Source organism: Magnetospirillum sulfuroxidans (assembly GCF_018224925.1).
Taxonomy (GTDB): domain Bacteria; phylum Pseudomonadota; class Alphaproteobacteria; order Rhodospirillales; family Magnetospirillaceae; genus Magnetospirillum; species Magnetospirillum sulfuroxidans.
Window position 1 is genome coordinate 49275 of record NZ_JAGTUF010000017.1, and the last position, 25606, is coordinate 74880.

General features: G+C 62.1%; 21 protein-coding genes. 9 read left to right on the forward strand and 12 right to left on the reverse strand.

The window, feature by feature from the left end; translation table 11 throughout:
* Window positions 1–80 precede the first annotated feature (80 nt).
* The 3 genes from KEC16_RS15380 to KEC16_RS15390 all read right to left on the reverse strand — a co-directional run bounded on the left by KEC16_RS15380 (window position 81) and on the right by KEC16_RS15390 (window position 1732).
* The gene (locus tag KEC16_RS15380) at window positions 81–416 is read right to left on the reverse strand and encodes a rhodanese-like domain-containing protein (protein WP_211550520.1); all 336 of its coding nucleotides are present in this window, start codon (window positions 414–416) and stop codon (window positions 81–83) included.
* A 136-nt stretch (window positions 417–552) separates the two neighbouring features.
* Window positions 553–915: a flagellar biosynthesis regulator FlaF gene (locus KEC16_RS15385; protein ID WP_211550522.1), complete on the reverse strand. Its 363-nt coding sequence runs from the start codon at window positions 913–915 to the stop codon at window positions 553–555.
* Window position 916: 1 nt separating this feature from the next.
* Entirely contained in the window at window positions 917–1732 is an 816-nt protein-coding gene (locus tag KEC16_RS15390) for a flagellin (RefSeq protein ID WP_211550523.1), read from the reverse strand.
* Window positions 1733–1843: 111 nt separating this feature from the next.
* Between KEC16_RS15390 and KEC16_RS15395 the strand changes: the two genes are divergently transcribed.
* Window positions 1844–2317: a hypothetical protein gene (locus tag KEC16_RS15395; RefSeq protein WP_211550525.1), complete on the forward strand. Its 474-nt coding sequence runs from the start codon at window positions 1844–1846 to the stop codon at window positions 2315–2317.
* Between the two features lie 12 nt (window positions 2318–2329).
* On the opposite strand, the gene KEC16_RS15400 is transcribed toward KEC16_RS15395, so the two are convergent.
* The 3 genes from KEC16_RS15400 to fabI form a co-directional block, all read right to left on the reverse strand.
* Complete coding sequence (locus KEC16_RS15400; protein ID WP_346344104.1) at window positions 2330–5566, reverse strand: cache domain-containing protein; 3237 nt, start codon at window positions 5564–5566, stop codon at window positions 2330–2332.
* Window positions 5567–5680: 114 nt separating this feature from the next.
* Complete coding sequence (gene aroC, locus KEC16_RS15405; protein WP_211550530.1) at window positions 5681–6769, reverse strand: chorismate synthase; 1089 nt, start codon at window positions 6767–6769, stop codon at window positions 5681–5683.
* Between the two features lie 5 nt (window positions 6770–6774).
* Window positions 6775–7593, reverse strand: a complete 819-nt coding sequence (gene fabI / locus KEC16_RS15410) for an enoyl-ACP reductase FabI (RefSeq protein ID WP_211550532.1) — start codon at window positions 7591–7593, stop codon at window positions 6775–6777.
* A 96-nt stretch (window positions 7594–7689) separates the two neighbouring features.
* On the opposite strand from fabI, the gene KEC16_RS15415 reads away from it, so the two are divergent.
* Together KEC16_RS15415 and KEC16_RS15420 are read left to right on the forward strand one after the other, a co-directional pair.
* Entirely contained in the window at window positions 7690–8922 is a 1233-nt protein-coding gene (locus tag KEC16_RS15415) for a YihY family inner membrane protein (RefSeq protein WP_211550534.1), read from the forward strand.
* A 70-nt stretch (window positions 8923–8992) separates the two neighbouring features.
* Window positions 8993–11053, forward strand: coding sequence for a methyl-accepting chemotaxis protein (locus tag KEC16_RS15420; RefSeq protein WP_211550536.1), 2061 nt, complete (start codon window positions 8993–8995; stop codon window positions 11051–11053).
* A 14-nt stretch (window positions 11054–11067) separates the two neighbouring features.
* Here the strand turns inward: KEC16_RS15420 and KEC16_RS20140 are convergent, their stop codons facing one another.
* From KEC16_RS20140 to KEC16_RS15435, 3 genes are read right to left on the reverse strand one after another with little or no spacing between them, the layout of a single operon-like run.
* Window positions 11068–12414: a GNAT family N-acetyltransferase gene (locus tag KEC16_RS20140; protein ID WP_211550538.1), complete on the reverse strand. Its 1347-nt coding sequence runs from the start codon at window positions 12412–12414 to the stop codon at window positions 11068–11070.
* Window positions 12411–13340: a DnaJ C-terminal domain-containing protein gene (locus tag KEC16_RS15430; RefSeq protein WP_283091927.1), complete on the reverse strand. Its 930-nt coding sequence runs from the start codon at window positions 13338–13340 to the stop codon at window positions 12411–12413. The genes KEC16_RS20140 and KEC16_RS15430 overlap by 4 nt, the downstream gene beginning before the upstream one ends.
* Window positions 13341–13400: 60 nt before the next feature.
* Complete coding sequence (locus KEC16_RS15435; protein WP_211550542.1) at window positions 13401–13877, reverse strand: RT0821/Lpp0805 family surface protein; 477 nt, start codon at window positions 13875–13877, stop codon at window positions 13401–13403.
* A 115-nt stretch (window positions 13878–13992) separates the two neighbouring features.
* On the opposite strand from KEC16_RS15435, the gene pdxH reads away from it, so the two are divergent.
* Both pdxH and KEC16_RS15445 read left to right on the forward strand, forming a co-directional pair.
* A complete protein-coding gene (gene pdxH / locus KEC16_RS15440) occupies window positions 13993–14580 on the forward strand; it encodes a pyridoxamine 5'-phosphate oxidase (protein WP_211550544.1) in 588 nt (195 codons plus the stop codon).
* Complete coding sequence (locus KEC16_RS15445; protein WP_211550546.1) at window positions 14577–15497, forward strand: cation diffusion facilitator family transporter; 921 nt, start codon at window positions 14577–14579, stop codon at window positions 15495–15497. The genes pdxH and KEC16_RS15445 overlap by 4 nt, the downstream gene beginning before the upstream one ends.
* A 62-nt stretch (window positions 15498–15559) precedes the next feature.
* On the opposite strand, the gene KEC16_RS15450 is transcribed toward KEC16_RS15445, so the two are convergent.
* Together KEC16_RS15450 and ndk are read right to left on the reverse strand one after the other, a co-directional pair.
* A complete protein-coding gene (locus KEC16_RS15450; protein ID WP_211550548.1) occupies window positions 15560–16042 on the reverse strand; it encodes a helix-turn-helix domain-containing protein in 483 nt (160 codons plus the stop codon).
* A gap of 301 nt (window positions 16043–16343) precedes the next feature.
* Window positions 16344–16766, reverse strand: a complete 423-nt coding sequence (gene ndk, locus KEC16_RS15455) for a nucleoside-diphosphate kinase (RefSeq protein ID WP_211550563.1) — start codon at window positions 16764–16766, stop codon at window positions 16344–16346.
* Between the two features lie 150 nt (window positions 16767–16916).
* On the opposite strand from ndk, the gene KEC16_RS15460 reads away from it, so the two are divergent.
* From KEC16_RS15460 to KEC16_RS15470, 3 genes are all read left to right on the forward strand, one after another.
* A complete protein-coding gene (locus tag KEC16_RS15460; protein ID WP_211550550.1) occupies window positions 16917–18806 on the forward strand; it encodes an ABC-F family ATP-binding cassette domain-containing protein in 1890 nt (629 codons plus the stop codon).
* Window position 18807: 1 nt separating this feature from the next.
* Window positions 18808–20568 carry a sensor histidine kinase gene (locus KEC16_RS20145; RefSeq protein WP_211550552.1) on the forward strand — a complete coding sequence of 587 codons (1761 nt, stop codon included), beginning with the start codon at window positions 18808–18810 and terminating at the stop codon, window positions 20566–20568.
* Window positions 20569–20653: 85 nt separating this feature from the next.
* Window positions 20654–21913 carry an HD domain-containing phosphohydrolase gene (locus tag KEC16_RS15470; RefSeq protein ID WP_249209239.1) on the forward strand — a complete coding sequence of 420 codons (1260 nt, stop codon included), beginning with the start codon at window positions 20654–20656 and terminating at the stop codon, window positions 21911–21913.
* 7 nt (window positions 21914–21920) lie between these two features.
* On the opposite strand, the gene KEC16_RS15475 is transcribed toward KEC16_RS15470, so the two are convergent.
* Window positions 21921–23003 (reverse strand): FUSC family protein, encoded by a 1083-nt coding sequence (locus KEC16_RS15475; protein ID WP_211550555.1) that lies wholly within the window; start codon window positions 23001–23003, stop codon window positions 21921–21923.
* 305 nt (window positions 23004–23308) lie between these two features.
* On the opposite strand from KEC16_RS15475, the gene KEC16_RS15480 reads away from it, so the two are divergent.
* On the forward strand, window positions 23309–25342 hold the full coding sequence (locus KEC16_RS15480; protein ID WP_211550557.1) for an elongation factor G: 2034 nt from the start codon (window positions 23309–23311) through the stop codon (window positions 25340–25342).
* Window positions 25343–25606: the final 264 nt, after the last annotated feature.

The window sequence follows — 25606 nt, forward strand, 5'->3', positions numbered from 1 at the left end:
AGATTTCAAAAGTGGCCCGTGACGGGCCGCTCCGGCGCCGCTCCGGCTTATCGCATGTCCACGCTTCGCGTGAAAATGCTCTAATCCTGGGTAATGGTCGGCAAACCGGCGTCTTTCCAGGCGTTCAGTCCACCCTTCATATGGCTTACCCAGCCGTGGCCGGCCGAGATCAGCTTGTTGCCGATGGCGGCCGAGCGCACGCCGCCCAAGCACGAGATAATCACCTTCTTGCCGGTGACGCTCGGCCACTTGTCCACCTCGAAATCGCTCATCGGATACAGCAGCGAGCCGGCGATGTGTTCTTCGGCGTATTCGTCATCCTCGCGCACATCGACCAGCACGGCTTCGCCAGCGGTCAACAGGGTCTGGACGGTCGCCGGGTCCAATTCGATCAGGGCGGAATTAACAATGCTCATGGCGGGCTCGCAAGTTTTACGGTGTTGTCATTCTATATCGCATTGCGGCAGCCAATTTCAACACAAGAATTTTGCTAATGACGTTATTTGCTTTATAAACAACACTATTATTTTGTTAATTTTGCCGCTCAAAAAATCACCCCAGCAATCCCGAGGCAACCTCGCGGTTGATGGCGATCAAGGGACGCACGTCGGCGGCGCCGCCGCTGATCAGCGCCTTGACCGTCTGGCGGTCGACAAACAGCGACAGACTGAGCAGATTGGCGCGCAAACTGATCGGCAGCGGATGGCTGTCGGGGGCAAGCAGGCGCTGCACCTGCGTCCACAGGCGCAGATTGCGTTTCAGCGCCGCTTCCAAGGCCGGCCGACCTTGCCCGCAACAGGTTTCAAGAAGATTGGCGGCTTGGGAAAAGGCCAAGGAATCCGCTTGCCGCAGCGACAAGGCCGAACCCTGGGCGCGCCCATAGGCGCCATAGGGCGTATCCGGCGGCCGGATCATGTCAGAACAAGGTCAGCAGCGACGATTGCGCCTGTTGCGACACGGTCTGACCGACCCGCGCCAATTTCTGCCGGGTCTGGGTCGCCACCAAAAGGGCGGCTTCCTCGTTCAGGTTGGCCTCGGTCAGCTTGCCCGCCCCCTCGGCCGCGATGTTGGCCTGATTTTGCACCGCCTCGGCACGAATGGACAAGGCGCTGATCGTGCTGCCCAGACTGGCTTGGGTGGCGTTGACGCTGCTGCGCGCCGTATCCAATTGGGACAAGGTGGCCGCGGAAAAAGTGCTGCCATCGGCAGCCACCGCCGCCACCCCCAATCCAGTGGCGCTGACGTCTTGGGCTGCCACCGTCACATTGTCGCCGGTATTATTGCTGAACGCCACCGTCAAGGCCGAAGAGGACGCGGACAGCAAGTTAACGCCGTTATAGCCGGAATCGGCGGCCAAGGAATCGATTTGCCCCCGCACCTGATTGTACTGCGTCGCCAACGAAGCCCGTTCACTGGCGTTATCACTGCCGATGGCGGCGCTGGCGATGCCCTTCAACTGGTCGAGCAGGCTGTTGACGCCCTCGGCCCCGGCCTGGGCGGCATTGATGGTGGAAACCCCCTGCCCCACCGAATCCTTGACCGCCGCCAGATCGCCAGAGCGGTCGGTCAGGGCCCGCGCGGCGACAAAGGCCACCGCGTCATCGGTGACGCGACTGACTTTTTTGCCCGTCGACAGGTTTTGCGTCCGCTGTGTCGCCGCGCTGGCCAGACTTTGCTGCGTCGCCAAACTGGCACGCGCGCCCGCGGTCAGATTGATGGAATCAACCGGCATCTTTCTGATCCCGTATAAAACGCCCGACAGCGATCATATCACATATGCGCGCACCGAAACAATTTGCCACGTTGACGTTGCAGTGCGGCGTTCCTATCTTGCCCATTGATCATGCGCCACGCACACGCCCTCTTCGCCCTGTCATTGCTGCTGTCCCCGCCTGCCCAGGCGCAGGAGGATCTGCCGCGTCCGGTAGCCCAAATCGCCCTGTTGCCAATCGGCGATGATGGCCGCGATGACGTCATCGCCCTGGTCAGCGCCCATTGGTCGCCGTATTTTCAAACCGCGCATCCGCAGGCCTTTGGCCGCGAGGCCATCCGTGCCGGTCGTTTCGACCTTGATGGCGATGGTCAGCCGGAATTGCTGCTGATGCTCAACAAGACGGGGTGGGAAGCCCAGTATGGGTTTCCCCTGGTGATCGCCAATTGGACCGACAAGGGCTGGAACGCGGTCGGGTGGTCCTGGGGCGATGAAGACACCGTCTTCGCCACCGACGAAATCGTCGATGGCTGGCGCAGCGTCGATACCGGCACCCAGTTGCTGCGTTGGGATCGCGGCCTGTACAGCCGGGTGGAAAGAAAGTAGCCGGCAAACGGCCTAAGCCGGCAAGGCCACGCTGACCGTGGTGCCGCCCTCGTCGCCCTTGCCCAACCACATGTCGCCGCCATGCGCCTGTGCGATGACCCGACAAATAGCCAGACCGATCCCGGTGGAATCAACCGATTGCCCGACCCCGGCCTCGAACGCCTGGGGATCATGGCTCAGTTGTTCCTGGGACAATCCCGGCCCATCATCACAAATTTCCAGCACCCAGTCGCTTTCGCGTCGGCTCGCCCGCACCCGCACCCGCACCGCGTGATCACGGCCGCGATAGGTGATGGCGTTGGCGAAAACCTGATTGAGCAATTCCATCAGCATGCCGCCATCGGCGTTCAGAACCGGCAAGGAATCGGCCTCGACCAGCAACACCGCCGGGCCAAACCGCCGGGCCATGTCGTCGGCCACCAGTCGGACCAAAGCGCTCAAATCCACCGGCGCCATTTGCGCCGACATGCTGATGATCGAGACAAAACGCTGGAAATCGCGCAACAGAACCGATAACCGGGTGATAGCCGTCGACACATAGATCACTTCATCTTGGCGATGCGGATCGCCGGCCTCCACCTCCAGCACGCCGGTCAGGATGCGAACATCGGCTTGCAGGGCGGCCAGCGGCACCTCAAGGTCGCGGGTGACCACGCCGAGCAAATCCCGCAATTGCCCGTTCAGACGTTCCAGACTGGCGGCACGGGCATCGGACAAGGCACGGGCGGCTTCCAGTCCATGGGTTCGCCGCAAAACCTCGGCCGCCAATTCACCATGCTGCCGACGAATGCGGGTCATGCCGTGATCGACCATCCAGGCCAAACTCAACAACGCGATGGACAGCAGGGCGACAGCGCCGATCGCCACCCCCAATCCCTGGCGCCACGCGACCAGGGCCTTGTTGCGCGATACCGCCGACGTCACCACCAGCGGATAAGGCGACAGCAGGCGGTAAGCCAAATACTTGTCGTTGCCATCGGCCTTCGAGATCAGGTGCGCGGTGCCGATGGGGGATGCGGGCAGCCAGCGGGTGAACAAGTCGCTGGACGAAATATCCATGCCGAATTTTTCCACATGCGCCGGGGCGCGGGCGATCATCTTTCCATCCGCCCCAATCAGGGCGGTACCGCCCTCACGATCCAGCAGAACCCGGTCGAGAAAACGGGCATAGAGATCGGGATCCACATTGGCGAAGACGATCCCGTTGAACCGCCCCTTGGGACTGCGCAACGGCCGCGCCACATGCAAAGAACGTTCATCGCCGATCCGGCCGCGCACCGGATCGCCGATGACCATATTTGACTGGGCGGGATCGGCCTTGGCACGGGTGAAATAGCTCCGGTCCGTGATCGCGATACCGTTCTCGGGCAGCAGGCGGGGCGGCCAGACCAGAGTGGACATCTGACCGGCCGCATCCGCCAGACCGACATGGCGGATTTCGGGAAAGGCCCGCAAGATCGCTTCCATGCGGACAGAGAACGCCAGACTGAGGTGGTCCCCCTGTTCGATCGCCGCCGCCGCCTCGGCCAAAATGGTGTCGATGCCCCGCAATGACCCGGAAATCTGTTGATCGATGGAATTCGCCACCGCCCGCGTCAATACCTGAGCCGCATGAATGGCGCTATCGCGTTCCCGCTCGACTTGCCAAAATCCCGCCGCCGCCAAAGCCGCGATCAGCCCCAAGGCCTGAAACCGTGCGCCGAATTCGCCCCGCGTCGGTTCCGCCTGGGTGGGCGGCATCGCATCCGTTTCCTCGGCTTCCGAGGGCGGTAAATCCAGATAAAAGGTAGCGTCGGCAAAGGTCAGGGGCTGGTCATTCAGGCCGGCCAGGGACAGACAAACCCGAACCGCCACCGAATTTTCCGCCCCCTCGCGCAAGGCGCCGTCACCGCGGACGACCAATTGCCACCCTTCCGGCCGATGCCGGGCGCCAACCGCGATGGAAGCCGCCCCCAAGCCGTCGAGAGTTCGGAAAATCTGCACCAGCAACTCGCCCGTGGCCTGACGCTGCACCGACAGCACCGGCAGCGATTCGGGCCTGATCGCCACCCCGGTTCCGGCATCGACCATGGCCCGCTGCATCACTTGCCGCAATTCCGCCGCCTCGGCCGGGGCATCAATGCTGAGACTGGCCACACGCTGCTGAAACCCTTTCAGCAGCGCCTTCATGTCCTTGCCGCCCTGGATCAGGTGCGCCAGCACCTGTTGGCCGGTCAGCAAATCCCCCGGCAGACGCCGCCCCAGCATCTGGCTATAGCTGACCAACGGCCGTAACGGCTCTTGCAGATGATGCGCCGCCACCATGGACAGACGTTGCAATTCGCGGTTGGCGGCGCTGACTTGGCGCGCCCTTTGTTCCAAAACGGCACGCGCCTGCCGCACTTCGATCCCGCGTCGGACGACCAGTTCCTCTAATCCGTCACGGGCGGAAATCACCTGGCGCCAGGCCAAATCACCGCGCCGCGCCCACGCCAGAATGGCAAAGCAAAACAGCAAGAACAGGGCGATTTCCAAAGCGGCATTGACGCGCCAAAGCTGAAACGCGCTGTCGTGGCTGGCCGCCACCCAAACCCTGAGGTCCAGATTTTCCACCGGCAACGTCGCGCCGATCTGTTCGGGGCTGGCCACCGCCAAACGGGCAAAAAGGGTCTGGTGGTCAGGGGCCGCCGCCGCGATCAGGCCCGAGCCATGAACCACCGCCACCATATCGGTCTCGACGACCCGCACCGTTTCCAAAAAGGCGGCAAGGCTGTTGGCGTCCGTCAGCGTCACCACTGCCGCCGGACCGCCATTAAGAACAAAGATACGGGCGACCACCATCAGACGCCGGCCTTGGCTTGCATCCACATAGGGCGGCCCAACCACCAGCCGGGCTTCGCCCCGCCCCATTTGCGACAACAGCCACGTCACCTGCGGCAGCGCCAGTTGTTGGTCCCCCATCAACGACAGCGTCCGGCCGTTATTGTCCAGCACGATCAATTCGTCGATTTCGGGAAAAGCGGTCAGCCGCTCCCGCAGGTGGTTGAGAATGGCGGGGGTTTGGTGGTGATTGGCTTGGACCTGAGCGCCGGTCTCATCCAGCAATGCGGCGATGCCGCGCATCTGACCGCCCACATGCTGTTCGATGGCCTGAGCAAGGGTCGCGGCCATCAGCCGAGCATCGGCTTGCGCCTTGGTGTGGCTGCTCCACAGATGAGCAATCAGCAGACCGCTCAGACACGCCAGCAAAAGCACCGCGACCACAGGCACCGGCCGCAACAGGCGTCTTGCTCCACTAATGATGGCGACAGACCCATGGTTGTGCACGATGCTCAGGCCTACCAGCGGTTAGGAGCAAGATGATCGGCCCATCGATACCTTTGGTCAAGAGGCTGCGCACTGTCCCCGCTGCCGCAGCAGATGATCGGCGATGGTCACCGCCATCATCGCCTCGGCCACCGGCACGGCGCGGATGGCGACGCAGGGGTCGTGCCGGCCCTTGGTGATGACCTCGATTTCGGCGCCATGCCGGTCGACGCTTTTCTTTGGCGTCAGGATCGAAGACGTCGGCTTGACCGCCAGGCGCAGCACGATGTCCTGACCGGTGGAAATGCCGCCAAGAATGCCGCCGGCATTGTTGGACAGGAAGTGAACCTTGCCGTCGGCGCCCATGCGCATTTCGTCGGCGTTATCTTCACCCGACAATTGGGCGGCCAGGAAACCGGCGCCGATTTCCACGCCCTTGACGGCGTTGATGCTCATCATCGCCTTGGCCAGATCGGCGTCCAGCTTGTCATAGACCGGCGCCCCCAGCCCGACCGGGACGCCCGAGGCGGTCACCTCGACGATGCCGCCGGCACTGGAGCCGGCCTTGCGCACGCCATCGAGAAAGGTTTCCCACACCGGCACGGTCTCGGCATCGGGGCACCAGAACGGATTGGCGGCACGGCTGTCCCAATCCCAGCGGCCGGGATCAATGCAATGCGGCCCCATCTGGACCATGGCGCCGCGAATGACGATCCCCGGCGCCAGCGTGTTCAACAGCACCCGCGCCACCGCGCCGACCGCCACCCGCATGGCGGTTTCCCGCGCGCTGGAACGTCCGCCGCCGCGATAATCGCGGATCCCGTATTTCTGTTCATAGACCCAATCGGCATGACCGGGACGATAGGTGTCCTTGATGTCGCCGTAATCCTTGGACCGCTGGTCGGTGTTTTCGATCAGCAGCCCAATGGAGGTGCCGGTGGTGACGCCCTCGAACACGCCGGACAGGATGCGGACCTGATCCGCTTCCTGGCGCTGGGTGGTGAAACGGTTCTGGCCGGGCTTTCGTTGATCCAGCCATGGCTGGATATCCGCTTCCGACAGCTTCAGCAACGGCGGCACGCCATCGATGACACAGCCGATGGCCGGGCCGTGCGACTCGCCGAAGGTGGTGAAGCGGAAGGTGTGGCCGAAACCGTTTCCCGACATCAAGTTCAGTCCTTGGATACGGTGATATCGGGGGCGTCCACCGCCTTCATGCCGACGACGTGATAGCCGCAATCCACATGATGGCATTCGCCCGACACGCCCGACGACAGATCGGACAACAGATACAGGCCCGAGCCGCCAACGTCTTCCAAGGTGACATTGCGCTTGAGCGGGCTGTTGTACTCGTTCCACTTGAGGATATAGCGGAAATCGCCAATGCCCGAGGCGGCCAGGGTCTTCATCGGACCGGCGGACAGGGAATTGACGCGGATGTTCTGCTTGCCCAGATCCACCGCCAGATAGCGCACGCTGGCTTCCAGCGCCGCCTTGGCCACGCCCATGACGTTGTAATGCGGCATCACCCGCTCGGCGCCGTAATAGGTCAGCGTCAGCATGGAACCGCCATCGGGCATCATGTCGGCGGCGCGGCGGGCCACCGACGTGAACGAGAACACCGAAATATGCATGGTGTTCAAGAAATTATCCAAGGTGGTGTCGGCATAGCGGCCGCGCAGCTGTTCCTTGTCGGAATAGCCGATGGCGTGGACGATGAAATCCAGCTTGCCCCACTTGGCCTTCAACGCATCGAACATCTGGTCGATGGATTCTTCGGTTGAAACGTCGCACGGCAGCACGATATCGGAGCCAACCGACGCGGCCAGCGGACGCACGCGCTTTTCCAGCGCCTCGCCTTGGAAAGAGAAGGCCAACTCGGCCCCCTGTGCATGGGCGGCCTTGGCGATGCCCCAAGCGATCGAGCGGTCGTTGGCGACGCCCATGATCAAACCCTTCTTGCCGGCCATCAACGGTGTGGGAGCGGTCATTCAGTCCTCATCTGTCGCAATGTTGTCTTGTGGCCTGCGAAGGCGGCGGGCATCCTACACGAAGTAAGGTCTAAGACAAAAGGGGGAAGCGGTGCCATGACCGCCAGGGGCACAGTCGGGATTGCCGCGGATTTTCTGCGCTTCGCCATCCGGCGGGGACGCGATGATGGCGTTTCACGCATGGCTGGGTCGCTTGCCTATACCTCGTTGCTGTCGCTGGTGCCGCTGTTCGCCATCGCCTTGGCCATGCTGGCCGCCTTTCCCGCCTTTGACACCGTGCGCCAGGATTTGGTGTCTTGGGCCTTTCGCACCTTTGCCCCTTCCATCGGCGAAGTGGTGCAATTGCAGATTCACCGCTTCATCGACAATGCCGGGCGCTTATCGGCCATCGGCATTTTGTCGCTGGTGATCACCGCCATCATGCTGCTGGTCACCATCGAAGGCACCATGAACGCCATCTTCCGCGTCGCCAAGGCGCGCTCGGCTCTGTCCAAATTGCTGGTCTATTGGACCGCATTGACGCTGGGGCCGTTACTGATGGGGGCGGCGCTGTCCTTGCAGGGCTATGTCACCGCGCTGTCCCGCTGGTCGGTGACCAAGGTGGTGACGCCCTTCGTCGCCCTGCCCTTGCCCACCTTGCTGACCACACTGGCCTTCGCCGTCATGTTCGCCGCCATCCCCAACCGCCGGGTGGCGGTCAGGGACGCCTTGATCGGCGCCGCCACCGCCGCCTTGCTGTTCGCCGCCTTGCGATGGGGCTTTGGTCTCTACATCACCTCGTCTCGCACCTATGCCAGCCTGTACGGGGCGGTGGCGGTGCTGCCGGTCTTTCTGCTGTGGACCTATTTGTCCTGGCTGGCCATCCTGATCGGGGCCGAAATCACCGCCGCGCTGCCGGAATGGCGCTCGGGCCAACATCTGGGCGGGGTCTCGTCCCGCCCCGCCCGGCGCCTGAGCCTGGCGCTGGAATTGCTGTCGATCCTCCATGATTTTTACCGTCGCGGAATCGTCGGCGCCAGCCGCCGCGACCTGCTGGCCCAGACCTCCTGCAATGAACGGGAACTGATCCGGCTGTTGGCGCGATTACAGGCCACCGGCTTCACCGCGCCAACCAGCCGCCGCCGGGTGGTGCTGGCCCGCGACCTTGAAACCACCACCTTGGCCGATCTGGTCGCCGCCCTTGATCTGGAATTGGGCCTGGAACCATCCTCCGCCAACGCCCCGTGGCGGACCAAGGCGGAAACCCTGATCAACCAAGCAACGCAGCAAAGCCGGACGGAACTCTCTGTAAAATTGCGCGATCTGGTGGATTTCAGCGATAAAGCGTAGTCCGTTTACAGCATTGCCCCCGACAGCGGAACGCGGCACTCTGACATGCTTAAGCATGGGGGTGCTGAAAATGAAAATCCGCCACTTCTTCTTCTTGTGCATGTCCATGGTCGGCGCGCTGGCCTTGCTGTCGGCGCTGAGCATGGTCGTCGACGCCACCAGCAGCCGAACCCGCGTCATCAGCGCCAAGCAATTGGTCGCCGGCCAGGGGGCGTTGTTGCAATTGGCCGAACTGGTCAGCCTGGAGCGCGGATCGCACAACCTGGCCTTGACCCGCCCCCCGGCGGTGACCGCCGACGAAGCCGCCAAACTGGCCAGCGAGCGTGACAGCACGGACAAGGCCTTTGCCGGCGCCATCGAGGTGCTGCCGCCGCTGTCGGCCAAGACCATCGGCGACTGGCAGGCAAAGTTGCACGCCGCCCGCGCCCCCATGACCGCCGCTCTCGTCAAGCCGCTGGAGCAGCGCGAGCCCGGTTCCGCCAAAACCTGGACCACCGCCAATTTCGCTGTCGGCGACGCCGCCATCGCCGAAGGCGGACGGCTGCTCCAGGAACTCAACCGTCTGGACGGCAATGTCGGCGATTTCGTCACCCAGGCCCACGCCGCCGCCAGCCTGCGCAACATCGTCGGCCAGCGCAACACCACCCTTCTCAACGTCATCGCCGCCGGCAAACCGATGAACATGGGACAGGCGGAAAGGCACGCCCGCTTCAGCGGTCAGGTCGATCAATTGTGGGAAACCATCAAAAGCCAGACCGCCTTTCTCGAAAGCGGCAGCGATGTTCCGGCCAAGATCGCCGCGCTACAGGCCGCCATTTTCGGCGAGGTTCAGGCCGTCATCCACACCATGGAAGAAGCGTCACGGACGCAAGCTCCCTATCCCATGAGCGCCGGCGAGTTCCGCCAAAGCACGGTCAGCAAGTTCGCGGCCATCGCCGATCTGCGCGACGCCTATGTCGCCCGCGCCGATGCCCTGTGCGACGAGGAACTCGGCGCCCTCAACCGCCGCCTGATGCTGGCGGTCGGCATGCTGGCGGTTCTGGCCGGCATGATCGTCATTGTCACCATCGTCTTCAATCGCCGGGTGGTGTCGTCCTTGATGCAGATGGCCCAGACCATCACCAGCATGGCCGGCAACGACCTGGGCGTGATCGTTCCCGGCCGTGATCGCCACGACGAAATCGGCCGCATCGGCCAAGCGTTGGAAACCTTGCGGCTGAATGCCGTCACCGCCCGCGAGGCGGAAACCACGGTAACCGCCGAACGTGCCGCCCGCGATGTTTCGCGTCGTCAGACCGACGAAAAGCTGGAAGAATTCGCCACCCAGGTGGATGCGCTGATGGTGGCGGTGCACGACAATATCGGCGCCTTGCGGCGCAATTCCGATGATTTGGGACGCTTGGCCAAGGATGCCTCGGATGGTTCGGGCGATGTCGCCCGCGCCGCCGAACAGGCCGCCGTCAACGTCCAGACCATCGCCACCGCCACCGAGCAATTGCTGGCCTCTATCGGCGAGATCAGTCAGGTGGTCGTCAACATGGCCAACGTCTCGGCCGAAGCGGTGCAACAAGCCCGGCAATCGCGCGAAACCGTGCATGAATTGACGACCGCCGCCGATTGCATCGGTGAAATCGTCTCGCTGATCACCACCATCGCCAGCCAGACCAACCTGCTGGCGCTCAACGCGACGATCGAGGCTGCGCGGGCCGGCGATGCCGGCAAGGGCTTCGCCGTGGTCGCCAACGAGGTCAAGGCCCTGGCCAATCAAACCGCCAAGGCGACCGAGCAGATTCAAAATCAGGTCGCCGCCATCCAAAAAGGCTCGAACAGCGCCTATCGCGCCATCACCGGCATTGATCAGATCGTCGGCCAGATCAGCGAATTGGCCACCTCGATCGCCTCGGCGGTCGAGGAACAAAATTGCGCCACCGCTGAAATCTCCCGTTCGATCCAACAGGCTTCCGACGGCGTCGGCGAAGTCGCCAACACCATCGCCGTGGTCCGCGTCAGCGTCGATTCAACCGAACATTCCGCCTCGGAGGTCAGCCGTTTCACCTCGCAGGTGGCGAACGAAACCGACGGCCTGCATCAGCGTTTTGGCAATCTGGTCACATTGCTGCGCCAGCATTAAAGTCTCGGCATTGGTCAAGCGGGTGGATAGACCGCATGCCACAGCACTGGTTGGAAACTGCGGGTAAACCCGCGCTTGAACAACGCGATCGAGTTCAGCTTAGCGGAAAAACCGGCATCCACATGCAAGAAGCCGAAATGGAATCGCCGCAAACCGTCGTCACGCGCTTGCCGCATGGCGTGCGCGATCAGGGCGTGTGATTGCGGGCGTTTATCCCCCGGCGTGGTCAAGCCGGCGGCGTAATAGGCCGTATCGCCATGGCGGGTGATGATCTGGGCGCAGACGGGAATACCGTCGAAAGCGCCGACATCCAGCCAGGCTTTCTGGTGTTCTAACAGCCCTTGCAGCGCTGCGGCGGGCATGGCGATGCGCTCGGCCCGTCGGCACAAATCGGCATATTGGTCGAGCATGGCGCAATCGGCCGGGCCGCGCCAACGGGCGATGGTCAGATGAGCCATTCCCCAACGCACCTGTTGCCGATGGGTCTGGCGCATGTCCCGCAACAAGCTGGCGTCATCATCGGCAAGATCAACCCACGCCCAACCCAGCCGCCGCGAGACCCGGCCATAAGCGGCAATCCAAGCGGTCAGCGGCTCGGGGTTGGGGTGGTCGCCATCGGTTTCCATCAAGATGAACGGCGCCCGCGCCCAGGTCCGGCAATCGGCCAAATGACGCAGGGCCAAGGCGATGACCCGGTCCCCGACCGGAACCAGCGGCATCAGCCGGATCGCCGTCTGGAAACACGATAACGGGCCGTCACCCTCGACCCCGCAAGCCACCAGCAACAACGGGGTGTCGCCATCGGCGACGATGAAGGAAAAATCCTCGGCCCCGCCGGTCACCGGATCAAGTTTGACCAAACGCTCGGCCACGGCATTCGCGGACCGGACCGGGTCATTTCGCTGGGGATTGTCGGCGACGCCGTCACGCAAATCGCGGAACACCAGCGGCTCAAGCCGGATCGACACCACCCGCAACGTGCCGTCGCCCTGGGCTTGCAGCGGCTTGGGTGATGAAATCACCTGCCCCAGCAAACGCTGGCCATGGTGTTGGGCGGTGAGGGGATCACCGCCCAACCGGCGCCGAGCCTCGGCGATTTCCAGCCATATGCGCCCCCGCACCGGCGCGGCCACGGTCGATGCCGCCGCCCGCTCCAGCGCCGCCAAGGCCGCAACCGGCAAGCCGCCCCCTCCCAACACCCCGGCCAAGCCGTGCAATTGTTCGGCCGAGCCGCCGTTATTCCCCAGCAAGCGGGCGATGGCGGTCAGAAAATCCTCCGGCAAGTCCCCGACCAGGGGGGACAGCAAGGCTGGATCGCCGGCGGCGATGGCCCCGGCCAACAGCGCGTCGGCGGATGTCACTCCATTCCCGCTTTGGCGCGGGGGTCATAGCCATTGCGTGGCCCCCACTTTTCCACCAGCTTGGCGAATTCCGCGTCACCGTCGGGCAGAACCACCTTCAGCGTCACCAATTGATCGCCGCCATCAATCCCCTTGCCCTTAAGACGCATGACCGTGCCGCTATTGGCTCCGGCCGGGATGGTCAGCATCACCTTGCCGTGGACGGTCGGGACCGGCACCTTGCCGCCAAGCACCGCTTCTTGCACCGAAACCGGCAGTTCCAGCAGCACATCCTTGTCGCGGCGATTGAAATAAGCATGCGGTTCGACCTTGAGGTCGATAAAGGCATCGCCATCGGCGTCGCCAAAGAAACTGGGATAGCCCTGCCCCTTCAAACGCAAGGATTGGCCATCGACAGTGCCAATCGGAATTTTCACATCCAGCGACTTCCCCGAGACCAAGGTGACGCGCTTGGTCGCCCCCACCGCCGCGTCAAGAAATGAAACCGTCAAGGCATGGTGGGCATCCTCGCCCTTGGTGCTGTGGCCGGCCTGGGCGCCGGTCCGGTGCGATTGCTGACGCCCCTTTTCCTTGCGCCGCATCATTTCGGATAAGATGTCGTCGACATCCTCGCCAAAGGAAAAGCCCGAGGAGCGGGCGTTGCGGAAACCACCGCCGCCGCCGGCCCCGGATGACCGCCACGTCTTGCGCTTGGCCGCGCCCGAGGCGTCGATCTCGTCATTGTCGTACTGACGGCGCTTTTCCGCATCGGACAGGAAATCATAGGCCGCGGTGATTTCCTTGAAGCGTTCCTCGGCCCGCGCGTCACCGGGATTGACGTCGGGGTGAAGTTTGCGCGCCAGCTTGCGATAGGCTTTCTTGATTTCGTCATCGGTGGTGGCCTTGGCCACCCCCAGCACCTCATACGGATCCTTCACCGGCGTCATCCTTGGGTCAAACGATTAGGGCGGCAAAAGCCGCCCCTTTGTTCTGCCAGAAAAACGCGGTTACTTCACCACCTTCCAACTGCCATCGGGCTGACGGCATGCGGTCCCATAGGCGCGCTCGCTTTGGCCGCCGATATTCACGCTGGTTTCGTATTCGCGACAATAATTCCCCGACTGATCCCGCCCGTCGCGGGTCGGCGTATAGCTGCCGGAATTGCCGCTATCGGGATTATTCCACGAAATGGTCTGGCCGACAGGGGCGGCATGGGCCCGGTTTTCCGCCTGCATGGCATATTGCTGGTCGGCTTTGTCCAGGCTTTTGCCCACTTCCGAACCGATGAACGCCCCCAAAAGCGTGCCGATGGCGGTCATTGCCAGATTGCCCGTGCCCTTGCCGAACTGGGCCCCGGCAACGGCGCCGCCAACACCGCCCAACAAGGTTCCGCCGGTCTGCTTGGGGCCGTAATCGCTGGAACAGCCGGCGACCAAGGCGACGATCATCGCGGCGGGAAGGGTCTTCTTTATCAAACTGATCATGACGAGCCTGCTTTTCCGAATTCGAGCATTACCAAAGTTACACGGAATTGGGGCTGTTTTTGGGCACTGCGCCAGGATAAAAAGAAGACCACCCCCTGCGGCGCCAAGGAGTCCCATGTCCGCCATGGAAACCGATCCGTTCTCGCTGTTCGGCAAATGGATGGCCGAAGCCGAAAAAAGCGAACCCAACGACCCCAACGCCATGGCCCTGGCCACCGTCGATGGCCTTGGCCGTCCGTCCGTGCGCATGGTGCTGCTGAAGGGGTGGGACGAAGCCGGCTTCGTTTTTTACACCAACCTGGAAAGCCGCAAGGGGGGCGAATTGGCCAACAACCCCCATGTCGCCCTGTTATTCCACTGGAAAAGCCTGAAACGGCAAATCCGCATCGAAGGCGATGTGGTTCCGGTGACGACGGAAGAGGCCGATGCCTATTTCGCCTCCCGCCCACGCATCAGCCAGATCGGCGCCTGGGCTTCGGCCCAATCGCGGCCGCTGGAAGGCCGTTTCGAGCTGGAAAAGCGGGTGGCCGAATACACCGCCAAATTCGGCCTGGGGGAAATCTGCCGCCCGGCCCATTGGTCAGGCTTCCGAGTGGTGCCCCAGGCCATGGAATTCTGGCATGACCGCCCCTTCCGCCTGCACGATCGCTTCGCCTATGGCCGCGACAATGATTCGTGGACCGCAAGGCATCTCTACCCATGAGCGCACTGACCGTTCCGCCGGAAAATGAAAAGCTGATGCGTCAGGCCACCTATGCCTCGGTGGCCACCGCCTCGATCCTGATCGTCGCCAAATTGACCGCCTGGGCCATGACCGGCTCGGTGGCGATCTTGTCGACGCTGATCGATTCCACCTTGGACGCCGCCGCATCGCTGATCAATCTTTGGGCGGTGCGTCATGCCCTGACCCCGGCCGACCATGATCACCGCTTCGGCCACGGCAAGGCCGAGCCCCTGGCCGGGCTGGGCCAAGCCGCCTTTATCCTGGGGTCGGGCATCTTGCTGATGATCGAGGCGGTCAAGCGCTTATTTCAACCCGAGGAAGTCACCCAAGGCTTGATCGGCATCGGCGTCATGGTGTTTTCCATCGTCATGACCTTTGCCCTGGTCGCCTTTCAAAAATACGTGCTGACCCGGGCCAAGTCGGTGGCTATCGCCGCCGATTCCCTGCATTACAGCGGCGACGTCCTGATCAACGGCAGCGTCATCATCTCGCTGAGCATGGGCATGTTTTCGGGCTGGACCTTCCTTGATCCGTTATTCGCCATCGCCATCGCCCTGTTCCTGCTGTGGAACGCCTGGAGCATCGCCCAAAGCTCCATGGACATGTTGATGGATCGCGAACTGGCCGAGGATGACCGCAGCCGCATCATCGCCATCGCCCGCTCGCACCCCGAGGTGCGCGACCTGCACGATTTGCGCACCCGGCTGTCGGGCCAATTGGGCTTCATTCAATTGCATCTGGAACTGGAGCCGCAATTGCCATTGGTCCGCGCCCATGCCATCGCCGATTGGGTCGAACACGCCATCGAGGAAGCCTTCCCCAATTTCGAAGTGATCATTCACCAAGACCCGGCCGGTCTGCGCGAAAGCCATCCCGGCGCCGATGACCTGCCCTGATAAAAAGCCGCCCGGAAGATTTCCGGGCGGCTTTTTTAAAACATCCCCTCAGCGTTACGCCGTCAGCCCTCGGCCTCCTCGGCCCCCCCCAGGGCACGGGCCAATTCCTGGACCTGGCGACGAACGTTGACGTCCTTGATGCGGGTATAGGCGCGCACCAGTTCCAAGGTTTCGCGCTGGGCCAAAATGGCTTCTTCCGATTCCGGCGGATCCTCGGTCGCCCGAACCATGTGGCGCGGGCTGGCCGCCATGGTTTCATCGTTCATGTCGTCAAAGAAATAGCTGACCGGCACGTCCAGAACCCGCGACAGGTCGTATAGACGCGATGCCCCCACCCGGTTGGCGCCGCGTTCGTATTTCTGCACCTGCTGAAAGGTCAAGCCCAAGGCCTCACCCAACCGCTCCTGACTCATTCCCAACAATGTGCGCCGCAGCCGCACCCGATTGCCCACGTGAACGTCGATGGGATTGGGCTTTCCCGATGGCGTCCGCCCCCGACTGGCACGACGCGATACCCCAGAAGCCTTACGAACAGGTTGAACCATGCTGTTGTCCCTAAGCCGATGGGAAGAATCGATCCCCAATTCTTCCCCAGTTTATCGTCCCGCCCCCGGCGAATCCCCCCCTTTAAGACGGGCACTGCCGACGACAACCATGCTTATTTCAGGCATCATATCGTTTGTGTGGTATGGCGGGTAGCCGGAAACGCACAACCGAAACTTAGGAACTTCAACTATCCCAATGGATTAGAGGATAGACACGAGAGCTTCGATTGTTTTCCAACGCAAAACGCCCCCGGACAAGTCCGAGGGCGTCGCAAAAATCGGGGCGCAAAAGCCGATTGGCTTAGGCGACGATTTCGCTTTGCGCGAAGAAATAGGCGATTTCGATGGCGGCGTTTTCAGCCGAATCGGAACCGTGCACCGAATTGGCTTCCACCGATTCGGCGAAATCGGCGCGGATGGTGCCGGCGGCGGCATTGGCCGGATTGGTGGCGCCCATGATGTCGCGGTTCTTGAGGACGGCGTTTTCGCCTTCCAGAACCTGCACGACCACCGGACCGGAGATCATGAAGGCAACCAATTCGCCGAAGAACGAACGCTCGCGGTGAACGCCATAGAAGGCCTCGGCCTGTTCCTTGGTCAGGCGGACGCGCTTTTGAGCGACGATGCGCAGACCATTTTCCTCGAAGCGGGCGTTGATCTTGCCGGTCAGATTGCGGCGGGTGGCATCCGGCTTGATAATGGACAGGGTGCGTTCGGTGGCCATGTTGGTCATATCCTTGAAGTGACGATCGGGCATGCGCCGGCCTTCGGGCCGGCATCAACAAAGCCCAGAGCGGGCGGGTTATAACTCTTATGCGCGCTTTCGGCAACAAGCTCGTGGCGAAGCGACGTTCTCCGTGTTAGACAGCCAGCCATGCTGCATATCAACGACCTTGTTTTCCGCTTTGGCGGCCGCGTCTTGTTCGACCAGGCCAGTGTGCATATTCCGGCAGGGGCCAGGATTGGCTTGGTCGGCCGCAATGGCGCCGGCAAATCGACGCTGTTCAAGCTGATCTTGAACGAACTGGCCGCCGATGGCGGCGATATTTCCATCCGTCCGCGCGCCCGCACCGGCTGCGTCGCCCAGGAAGCGCCCGAAGGCGAGACCAGCTTGCTGGATTGCGTGTTGGCGGCGGACATCGAACGCAGCCAGTTGTTGGCCGAGGCCGAACACAGCCACGACCCCCATCGTCTGGCCGAGGTGCATGAGCGCCTGAACGCCATCGACGCCCATTCGGCCCCGTCGCGGGCCGCCTCCATCCTGGCCGGCCTGGGTTTTGACGCCGTCCAGCAGGCGCGTCCGGTGTCGTCTTATTCCGGCGGCTGGCGCATGCGTGTCGCCCTGGCCGCCGTCTTGTTCATCCGCCCCGATCTGCTGCTGTTGGACGAGCCGACCAACCATTTGGATCTGGAAGCCACGCTGTGGCTGCAATCCTATCTCGGCAGCTATCCCGGCACCTTGCTGGTCATCAGCCATGACCGTGAATTGCTGAACGAGGTGTGCAACCGGATCGTCCATCTGGAGCGGACCAAGCTGGTTTCCTATGGCGGCAATTACGACGATTTCGAACGCACCCGCCGGGAAAAGATGGATCTGGCCGCCAAGGCCCAGGTCAAGCAATTGGAACAGCGCCGCAAGATTCAATCCTTTATCGACCGCTTCCGCGCCAAGGCCACCAAGGCCCGGCAAGCGCAAAGCCGGATCAAGATGCTGGAGCGCATGGGGCCGCCCATCTCGGTGATCGAGGATCGCAGCATAAGCTTCGACTTCCCCGACCCCGACGCCCTCAGCCCGCCGATCATCGCCATCGACAACGGCATCGCCGGCTATGGCGATAAGACGGTGCTGGCGGATCTGAACATCCGCGTCGACATGGACGACCGTATCGCCCTGTTGGGGGCCAACGGCAACGGCAAGTCAACGCTGTCCAAGGTGCTGTCGGGACGCCTGAAACTGCTGTCTGGCGACATGCATCGTCCCGCCAAGCTGCGCATCGGCTATTTCGCCCAGCACCAGACCGACGAGTTGGATCTGGGCCGCACGCCCTATGATCACATGCTCGATCTGATGAAGGCGGCGCCCGAATCCAAGGTCCGCGCCCAATTGGGCCGTTTCGGTTTCGAGCAAGACCGCGCCGACGTCAAGGTCGAGAACCTGTCCGGCGGCGAAAAGGCCCGGCTTTTGTTCGCGCTGATGAGCCGCGACGCCCCGCATCTGATGATCTTGGACGAACCCACCAACCATCTGGACATCGATTCGCGCGAAGCCCTGGTGGCGGCGCTCAACGCCTATGAAGGCGCCGTGGTGCTGGTCAGCCATGACCCGCATCTGGTCGAACTGGTGGCCGATCGCCTGTGGCTGGTCGCCGATGGCAAGGTTGCCCCCTTTGACGGCGATCTGGCCGATTACCGTAAATTCCTGCTTGATCAGGCCCGCGACGCCCGTCGTGGTGGTGGAGGGGGGGGTGAACGCCCATCCGCCGCCACCCGCAAGAATGACCGCCGGGCCGCAGCCGAAGCCCGCGCGCAAACCGCGCCCTTGCGCAAGAAAGTGCAGGATGCGGAAAAGCGGCTGGAAAAACTGAACCAGGACAAGACCAAACTTGCGGCCAAGCTGGCCGATCCCAAATTGTACAGCGGCCCCGGCGAAACGGTCACCGCCTTGCAAAAGGAACTGGCCAATCTGGAGCGAGAGATCGCCGACACCGAAAGCCTGTGGCTTGAGGTGCATGAACAACTGGAAGCGGCGACCGCAAGCGCTTAGAGTGTCTGATGTCTTCTCCCTTGCCCATAGCCGCGACGTGACCAACCAGGGCCAACGCCAATCCCTTCTGCCTCCGATGAACGTGGCGCCGCGCCAGACGTTGCGGGCGCTGATCGTCAGCGTCACCGTGCTGATCGTCATCACCTGCGGCCTGTTCCTCGCATATTTGCGCGGCGAGGTCCTGCATGCCGCCGAGGAAAAAGCCGCCTCGGTCGCCCGCCTGCTGGAAGAACACATCTCTCGCACCTTCCGCACCGCCGACTTCATCGTCGAACAGGTCGCCCTGCTGGGCCGGACCATGCCCATGGACCAATTGGGGGCATCGGAAGCGGCCTGGATGCACCTGACCGAACTCAAGCGCGGCATGCCTGAACCGGGCACCTTGTGGATCATCGACAACAAGGGCCGCGCCCGTTTGGGCACCCTGGCCTTCCCCATCCGCCCGATCTCGGTCAGCGACCGCTATTACTTCACCGCCCACACGGAAAAGCGCCGCGATCTGGTCATCGGCCCGTTGGTGCAGACCAAGCAACGAGATTCCCAGGCCTTTCATCTCAGCCGCCGCATCGACGATGCCGACGGCAACCTTGCCGGTATCGCCGCCGCCGGCTTCGACGCCATCACCTTCACCGATTTCTATCGCAATCTTGGCCTGGGACCCCATTCGGTTCTCACCGTTTCCGGCCTGGACGGCCGCATCATCCTGCGCCAACCCGACCCCGAGCAATGGGCCGAAATCAGCGTGCCGACCGGGCCGCTGATGAGCGCGATAAATGCCGGCCGCACCCGCGGCATTTTGCGCACAGCCTCGCCCTTGGACGGGGTTGAGCGGGTGTTGGCCTATCGGGTTCTGCCCGATTTCGGTGTTGTCGTCTCCACCGGGGTGGCGCTGGACGACGTGCTGTCCAACTGGTGGGACACCGCGCTTTTGACCATAACGGCGGTTCTGTTGCTGATGGGTTTGCTCGGATGGCTGACCGCCATGGCCTTCGACAGCCTTAAGCGTGAAGAGGAACTGATCCAAGGCCTGGAAGAAACCGTCCGCGACCGAACCCACGAGGCCGAGCAACGGGCGGAAGAAGCGCGGCGGGCCAATGACAGCAAGACCCGCTTCCTCGCCGCCGCCAGCCACGATTTGCGCCAACCGCTGCAAGCCGCCGGCATGTTCGTCGAAGCTTTGTCAGCACGGCTGGGCAACAGCCCGCACCAGAACATTGTCGATAAGATGCGGCAAAGCGTCGATGCCACCCAGGCCCTGCTGGCCACCCTTTTGGATGTCTCGACACTCGAAGCCGGCCATATCGAGCCGGTCCCGACCACCTTCTCGGTAGCCCCCATGCTGACCGCCCTGGTCGAGCAACTCGAGCCCGAAGCCAGCAAACGCAATCTTGTTCTGCGACTGGTGCCCACCGACGCCGAAATAATCTCGGACCCGGTCCTGCTGGAACGGATGCTGCGAAACCTGCTGTACAACGCCTTGCGCTATACCAAGGAAGGCAAAATCCTGGTCGGCTGCCGCCATCGCGGCAACAAGATCGCCATTTGCGTCGTCGATACCGGTATCGGTATCCCCGAGGACAAATTCACCGCCATCTTCGAGGATTTCTCTCGCCTGGGGGTGAAGGGGCATGGCTCGGATCGCGGCTTGGGCCTGGGCTTGGCGGTGGTGCGACGCATGGCCGAACTGTTGGGGCATGGCATCGAAGTCCGATCCCAGGTGGATAAGGGGTCGTCTTTCGCGGTGATCGTCCCCCTCGCCTGATACGTCCTCATTTCTTCTTGATCGTTACGCACAAAAGGGCCATCTACAGGTTGAGAAAAGTCGCCGGAGACGCGCCGTGAACGCCATGGAAAAAAACTCAGCGCCCCTGGGCGGGCTTTCCATCGATCTTGGCCGCGTCGCCCATACGGTGACCAAGGCGCTGGATTATGTCGGCGTCGATGACAAAAGCCACGGCCGCCGGGTCGGCTTGGTCTGTCACCGGATCTCACATTATTTGGGCTGGGATCGCCAGACCCGGCATTTCATGCTGATCGCCGGCATGATCCACGATTGTGGCGTTTCCTCGACCGCGACCCACCAAAAACTGATCGACGAGATGGAATGGGTCGGCGCCGACGATCATTGCCTGCGCGGGGCCGCCTTTTCCCGCAGCTTCGCCCCCTTCGCCCCCTATTCCACCGTGATCCGCCATCACCATGACCGCTGGATCAACCTTCCGGATCATCTGGACGCGCAAACCAAGGAATTCACCAATCTGGTGTTTCTTGCCGATCGTTTCGACGTGGTCCGCGCCGGTTTTCTTGCCGATCATCAAAACTTCGAGGTCTTGCGTGCCCGCGACCAATTGACCGGCTTGCTCGCCCCCCATGTGGGCACATTGTTTTCGCCGCGCCTGTTTGCCGGTCTGCTGGAAGCGGTGCAAAAGCATGCTTTTTGGATGGAGCTGGAAGACGAATTCCTTGACGGGGCCATCTTCGAGACCCTGGCCTATTGGGATCACTGGATAGATTTGGGTTTCGACGACATCATCGCCTTGGGCGAGATGGTCTCGCATATCGTCGATGCGAAAAGCCCGTTCACCCATTATCACAGCCTGCGTGTCGCCGACCTGACCCACGCCCTGACCGGGCTGTTGAATTATCCGCCTCAGCAGCGGCAATTGCTGCGCATGGCGGCGTTGTTGCACGATGTCGGCAAGCTGCGAACACCCGATGAAATTTTAGAAAAGCCCGGCGCCTTGAGCGAAAGCGAGCACGACCTGATGCTGCGCCACCCCCTGGACAGCAAGGTGGTGCTGACGGCGTTGTTCCCCAACACGCCCATCGCCAACTGGGCCGCCCACCATCACGAAAAACTGAATGGATCGGGCTATCCCTATGGCTGGAGCGGCGATCAAATCGACGCCGAAACCCGAGTATTGACCATCTGCGACATCTTCCAGGCGCTCTGCCAAAAGCGCCCCTATCGCCCGCGCCTGCCGGTGGAAGAGGTGATTAAGATCATGAGCCGCATGCAAGATAACGGCGAGATCGACGCGGACCTGTTCGCCCTGGTCCTGAGCCATCGGGATGTTTTGTACCAAATCGCCATCCGCGAGGGGTAAAGGCGGCTTACCGACCTAACCGGCGCATCTGCCGCCCAACCACATCGCGAAACCAAGAGCTGTGCAGACAGATGCCGCCGACCAAGCCGACGAAACTGCCCAAGACGGTATCAAGCAAACGGGCGTGGATCAGAACCGAGGGCGAGCCATGCCCCAACGTCGCCGCCTCGGCCAACATGATGGCCAAGGGGGTGATGAAGATGGTGGCAAAGGCATAGTGGCGGACCACGGCGGTTTCGATGATGAAGGCCAGCACCATCATCAGCACGGACAAGCTCCAGCTGTTCAGCGGCAGCGACAACAGGCCCCAAGACAGCAACAGACCGATCCCGGTGCCGACGACACGATGGATTTGCTTGGTCCATACAGCCCGTAACGATGCCCCTTGAATAACCGCCAAACAACTGACCGGCACCCAATAGGCCTTTTCCAGGTCCAAAACCTGCGCCAGGGCCAACGAGATGCCGACGAACACCCCGATCACCACCGGATCGAAGACCATGGTCTCGAAGCTGGGCTGCGGCAGTGCCGGTACGGGCTTGGGGTCTTGCCGGCGCAAGATGTAGACGCTGTAGAAAAAGGCGATCAGGCAGGCCAGCAGCGCCCCCATGCTGATCAGGCCGACCATCAACGGCACCTGCAACACCTCAGTCGGCGCATAAGCCCCGATCGAGGCGGCCATGATGAAGAACAGACTGCCCGGCATGCCCACACCGTAAAAGCGGCACAGCATGGTGGTCAAAATGGCGATGAAAACCAGCACCGGCATCATCAATACCGGGACGAAATGACTCATCACCCCCAGGGTGTAACAGGCGGTCATGGCAAAAGCGCAGGCCATCAACATGACCATGCGATGCGACAACGCCGTCGCCGGCATATACAAGAACACCAGCCCGCCCAACGATGACACCAAGCCATATTCCAGATGGCCGAACCACGAGCCGACCAATAGCGGCAGCCCCGTCGCCAGCGCGGCGGCAAACGGCATTTGCCACGGCCGGTCACTGGGATTGATGGTGACCAGATGACGGAGTTCCGTCCCCAAAAAGCCCATCACCTTGGTCCACCGCTTGTCCGCACGGATCATGCCCACGCCTTCTCTTGCCTGCCGCCACGTTCAGTCTCTCGACGGGCCTCTTTTACGGCCCCTTTTAATGGCCGATCGCATAAAAGAGTCAAACACATGCTGCGCATGGCGTCTCCCCGCAAACCGAAAATCAAGACCGCGGCTCGACGTGACGTGGGCGCGCGCCATGCTCGTTCACCTCGGCCTTGCCTTGACTGGCCGCCTCGGCCTCGGTCGACGCTGCGGGAATCCCCCTTGCCAGCCCATTCGCCAAGGAGGACCATGTTGGGCGACAAAATGAGATTTTGCTTGGGAGGGCCTGAATTATGACTGGCAAGACAGTTTCGCTTCCGCGCGCCGCCGCTCTGGTGGGGCCGTTTTCCAGCGGCAAGACCAGCCTGCTGGAAGCACTGCTGTTCCGCGCGGAAGCCATCCCTCGCCAAGGCCGCATCAAGGACAGCAATACCGTCGGCGATTCCAGCGCCGAGGCTCGGGCCCGGATGATGAGCGTCGAGCCGAATTTGGTCGGCGTCGATTATCTGGGGGAAAAATGGACCTTCATCGATTGTCCCGGCTCGGTGGAATTCCAGCAAGATGCCTATAACGCGCTGATGGCGGTGGACGCCGCCATCGTTGTCTGCGAACCCGATCCCGCCCGCGCGGTGATGGTGGCGCCGTTGCTGAAATTTCTCGACGACCGCAAGATTCCGCACCTTTTGTTCATCAACAAGATCGATACCGCCGGCACCCGCCTGCGGGAAACGCTGGAAGCCCTGCAAGCCGTCTCCGAGCGGCCGCTGGTGCTGCGCGAAGTGCCGATCCGCGACGGCGAGCAGATCACCGGATTCGTCGATCTGGTCAGTGAGCGGGCCTATCAATACCGCCCCGGCCAAGCCTCGGATCTGATCAAGATTCCCGATTCCATCAAGGACGATGAGCAAGTGGCCCGCCAGGAAATGCTGGAGCATCTGGCCGATTTCGACGACCACCTGATGGAAGAATTGCTGGAAGACATCGCGCCCCCCAAGGACGAGCTCTACGACGATTTGGCCAAGGATCTGGCCGATGACCTGATCGTTCCGGTGTTCTTCGGCTCGGCCGAGCATGATGGCGGCGTGACCCGGTTGTGGAAGGCCTTGCGCCACGACGTGCCCGCCCCCACCGCCACCGCGGCCCGTCTGGGCTTTGCCAATGGCGGCGCCCCGGTCGCCCGGATTTTCAAGACCGTCCATGCCGCCCATACCGGCAAACTGTCATGGGCGCGGGTGTTGCGCGGCGAATTCGCCGATGCCCAAACCCTGGGCGATGGCAAAGTTTCCGGCCTCTACGTTCCCGCCATCGCCACCCCATCCAAGGTCCCCAAGGCAAGCCTGGGCGAGGTGGTCGCTTTCGGTCGTCTTGACCATGCGGCCACCGGCGATGTGCTGGGGGGAGACGGCCAAATCGCCAGCGATTGGCCCAAGCCGCTCGATTCCTTGTTCGCCTTGGCGTTGGAGGCGGAAAAGAAGGGTGACGACGTCAAATTGTCCGGCGCATTGACCAAATTGGCCGAGGAAGATCCGTCATACCGGTTGGAACAGAACGCCGAATTCGGCGAAACCGTGCTGTGGGGGCAAGGTGAAATCCACCTGCTGGTGGCTTTGGAGCGGCTGAAAAGCCGTTTTGGTCTGGGGGTTGTCACCCACAAGCCGACGGTGCCGCACAAGGAAACCATCCGCAAATCGGTACCGGTGCATGGTCGCCATAAAAAGCAATCGGGCGGTCACGGCCAATTCGGCGACGTCCATATCGAGATCCGGCCGCAACCGCGCGGCGCCGGTTTCGTTTTCGAAGACAAAATCGTCGGCGGCGCCGTCCCGCGCCAATACATCCCGGCGGTGGAAGACGGAATCGTCGATTTTCTCCGACAAGGCGCCCTTGGCTTCCCGGTGGTGGATATCGCCGTCACCTTGACCGACGGCTCGTATCACAGCGTCGACAGCTCGGACATGGCCTTCAAGACGGCGGCCCGCATCGCCATGGCCGAGGGCATGCCCCAATGCGACCCGGTCTTGCTTGAGCCGATCTTGGCGGTGGAAATCTCGGTTCCGGCCGATTTCACGTCGAAAGCCCAACGCATCATCACCGGCCGGCGCGGCCAGATTCTCGGCTTTGACGGCAAAGAAGGCTGGAACGGCTGGGATCAGGTTTCAGCCTATCTGCCACAGGCGGAAATGGGGGATTTGATCGTCGAATTACGCTCGTTGACCATGGGCGTCGGCACTTTCGGCTGGCGCTTCGATCACTTGCAGGAAGTCTCGGGCCGTGCGGCCGAAAAGGTGGTGGAAACCCGCAAGGAAGCCCTGGCGAAAAAAGGCTGAGCCCACCGAATAGTGTTGACGGAAAAAGCCGAGGTGGACCCCGCCTCGGCTTTTTTATGGTTGACCCAGAATATGGAAATGCGCGTCAGTCGGTACAGACCTTGGCCGCAAAATCTTCAACGATTTGGTAAAGCATGAGCATGGCGTTAGTGCCTTCTCTTGCGAAGTTTATCCCTAAGATATCCTCTAATACCAATTCCCGATAATTGCGACTCATGGCGGGGATTCCCAAGGAGGCGCTGATCTGATTCAACATGGCAAACG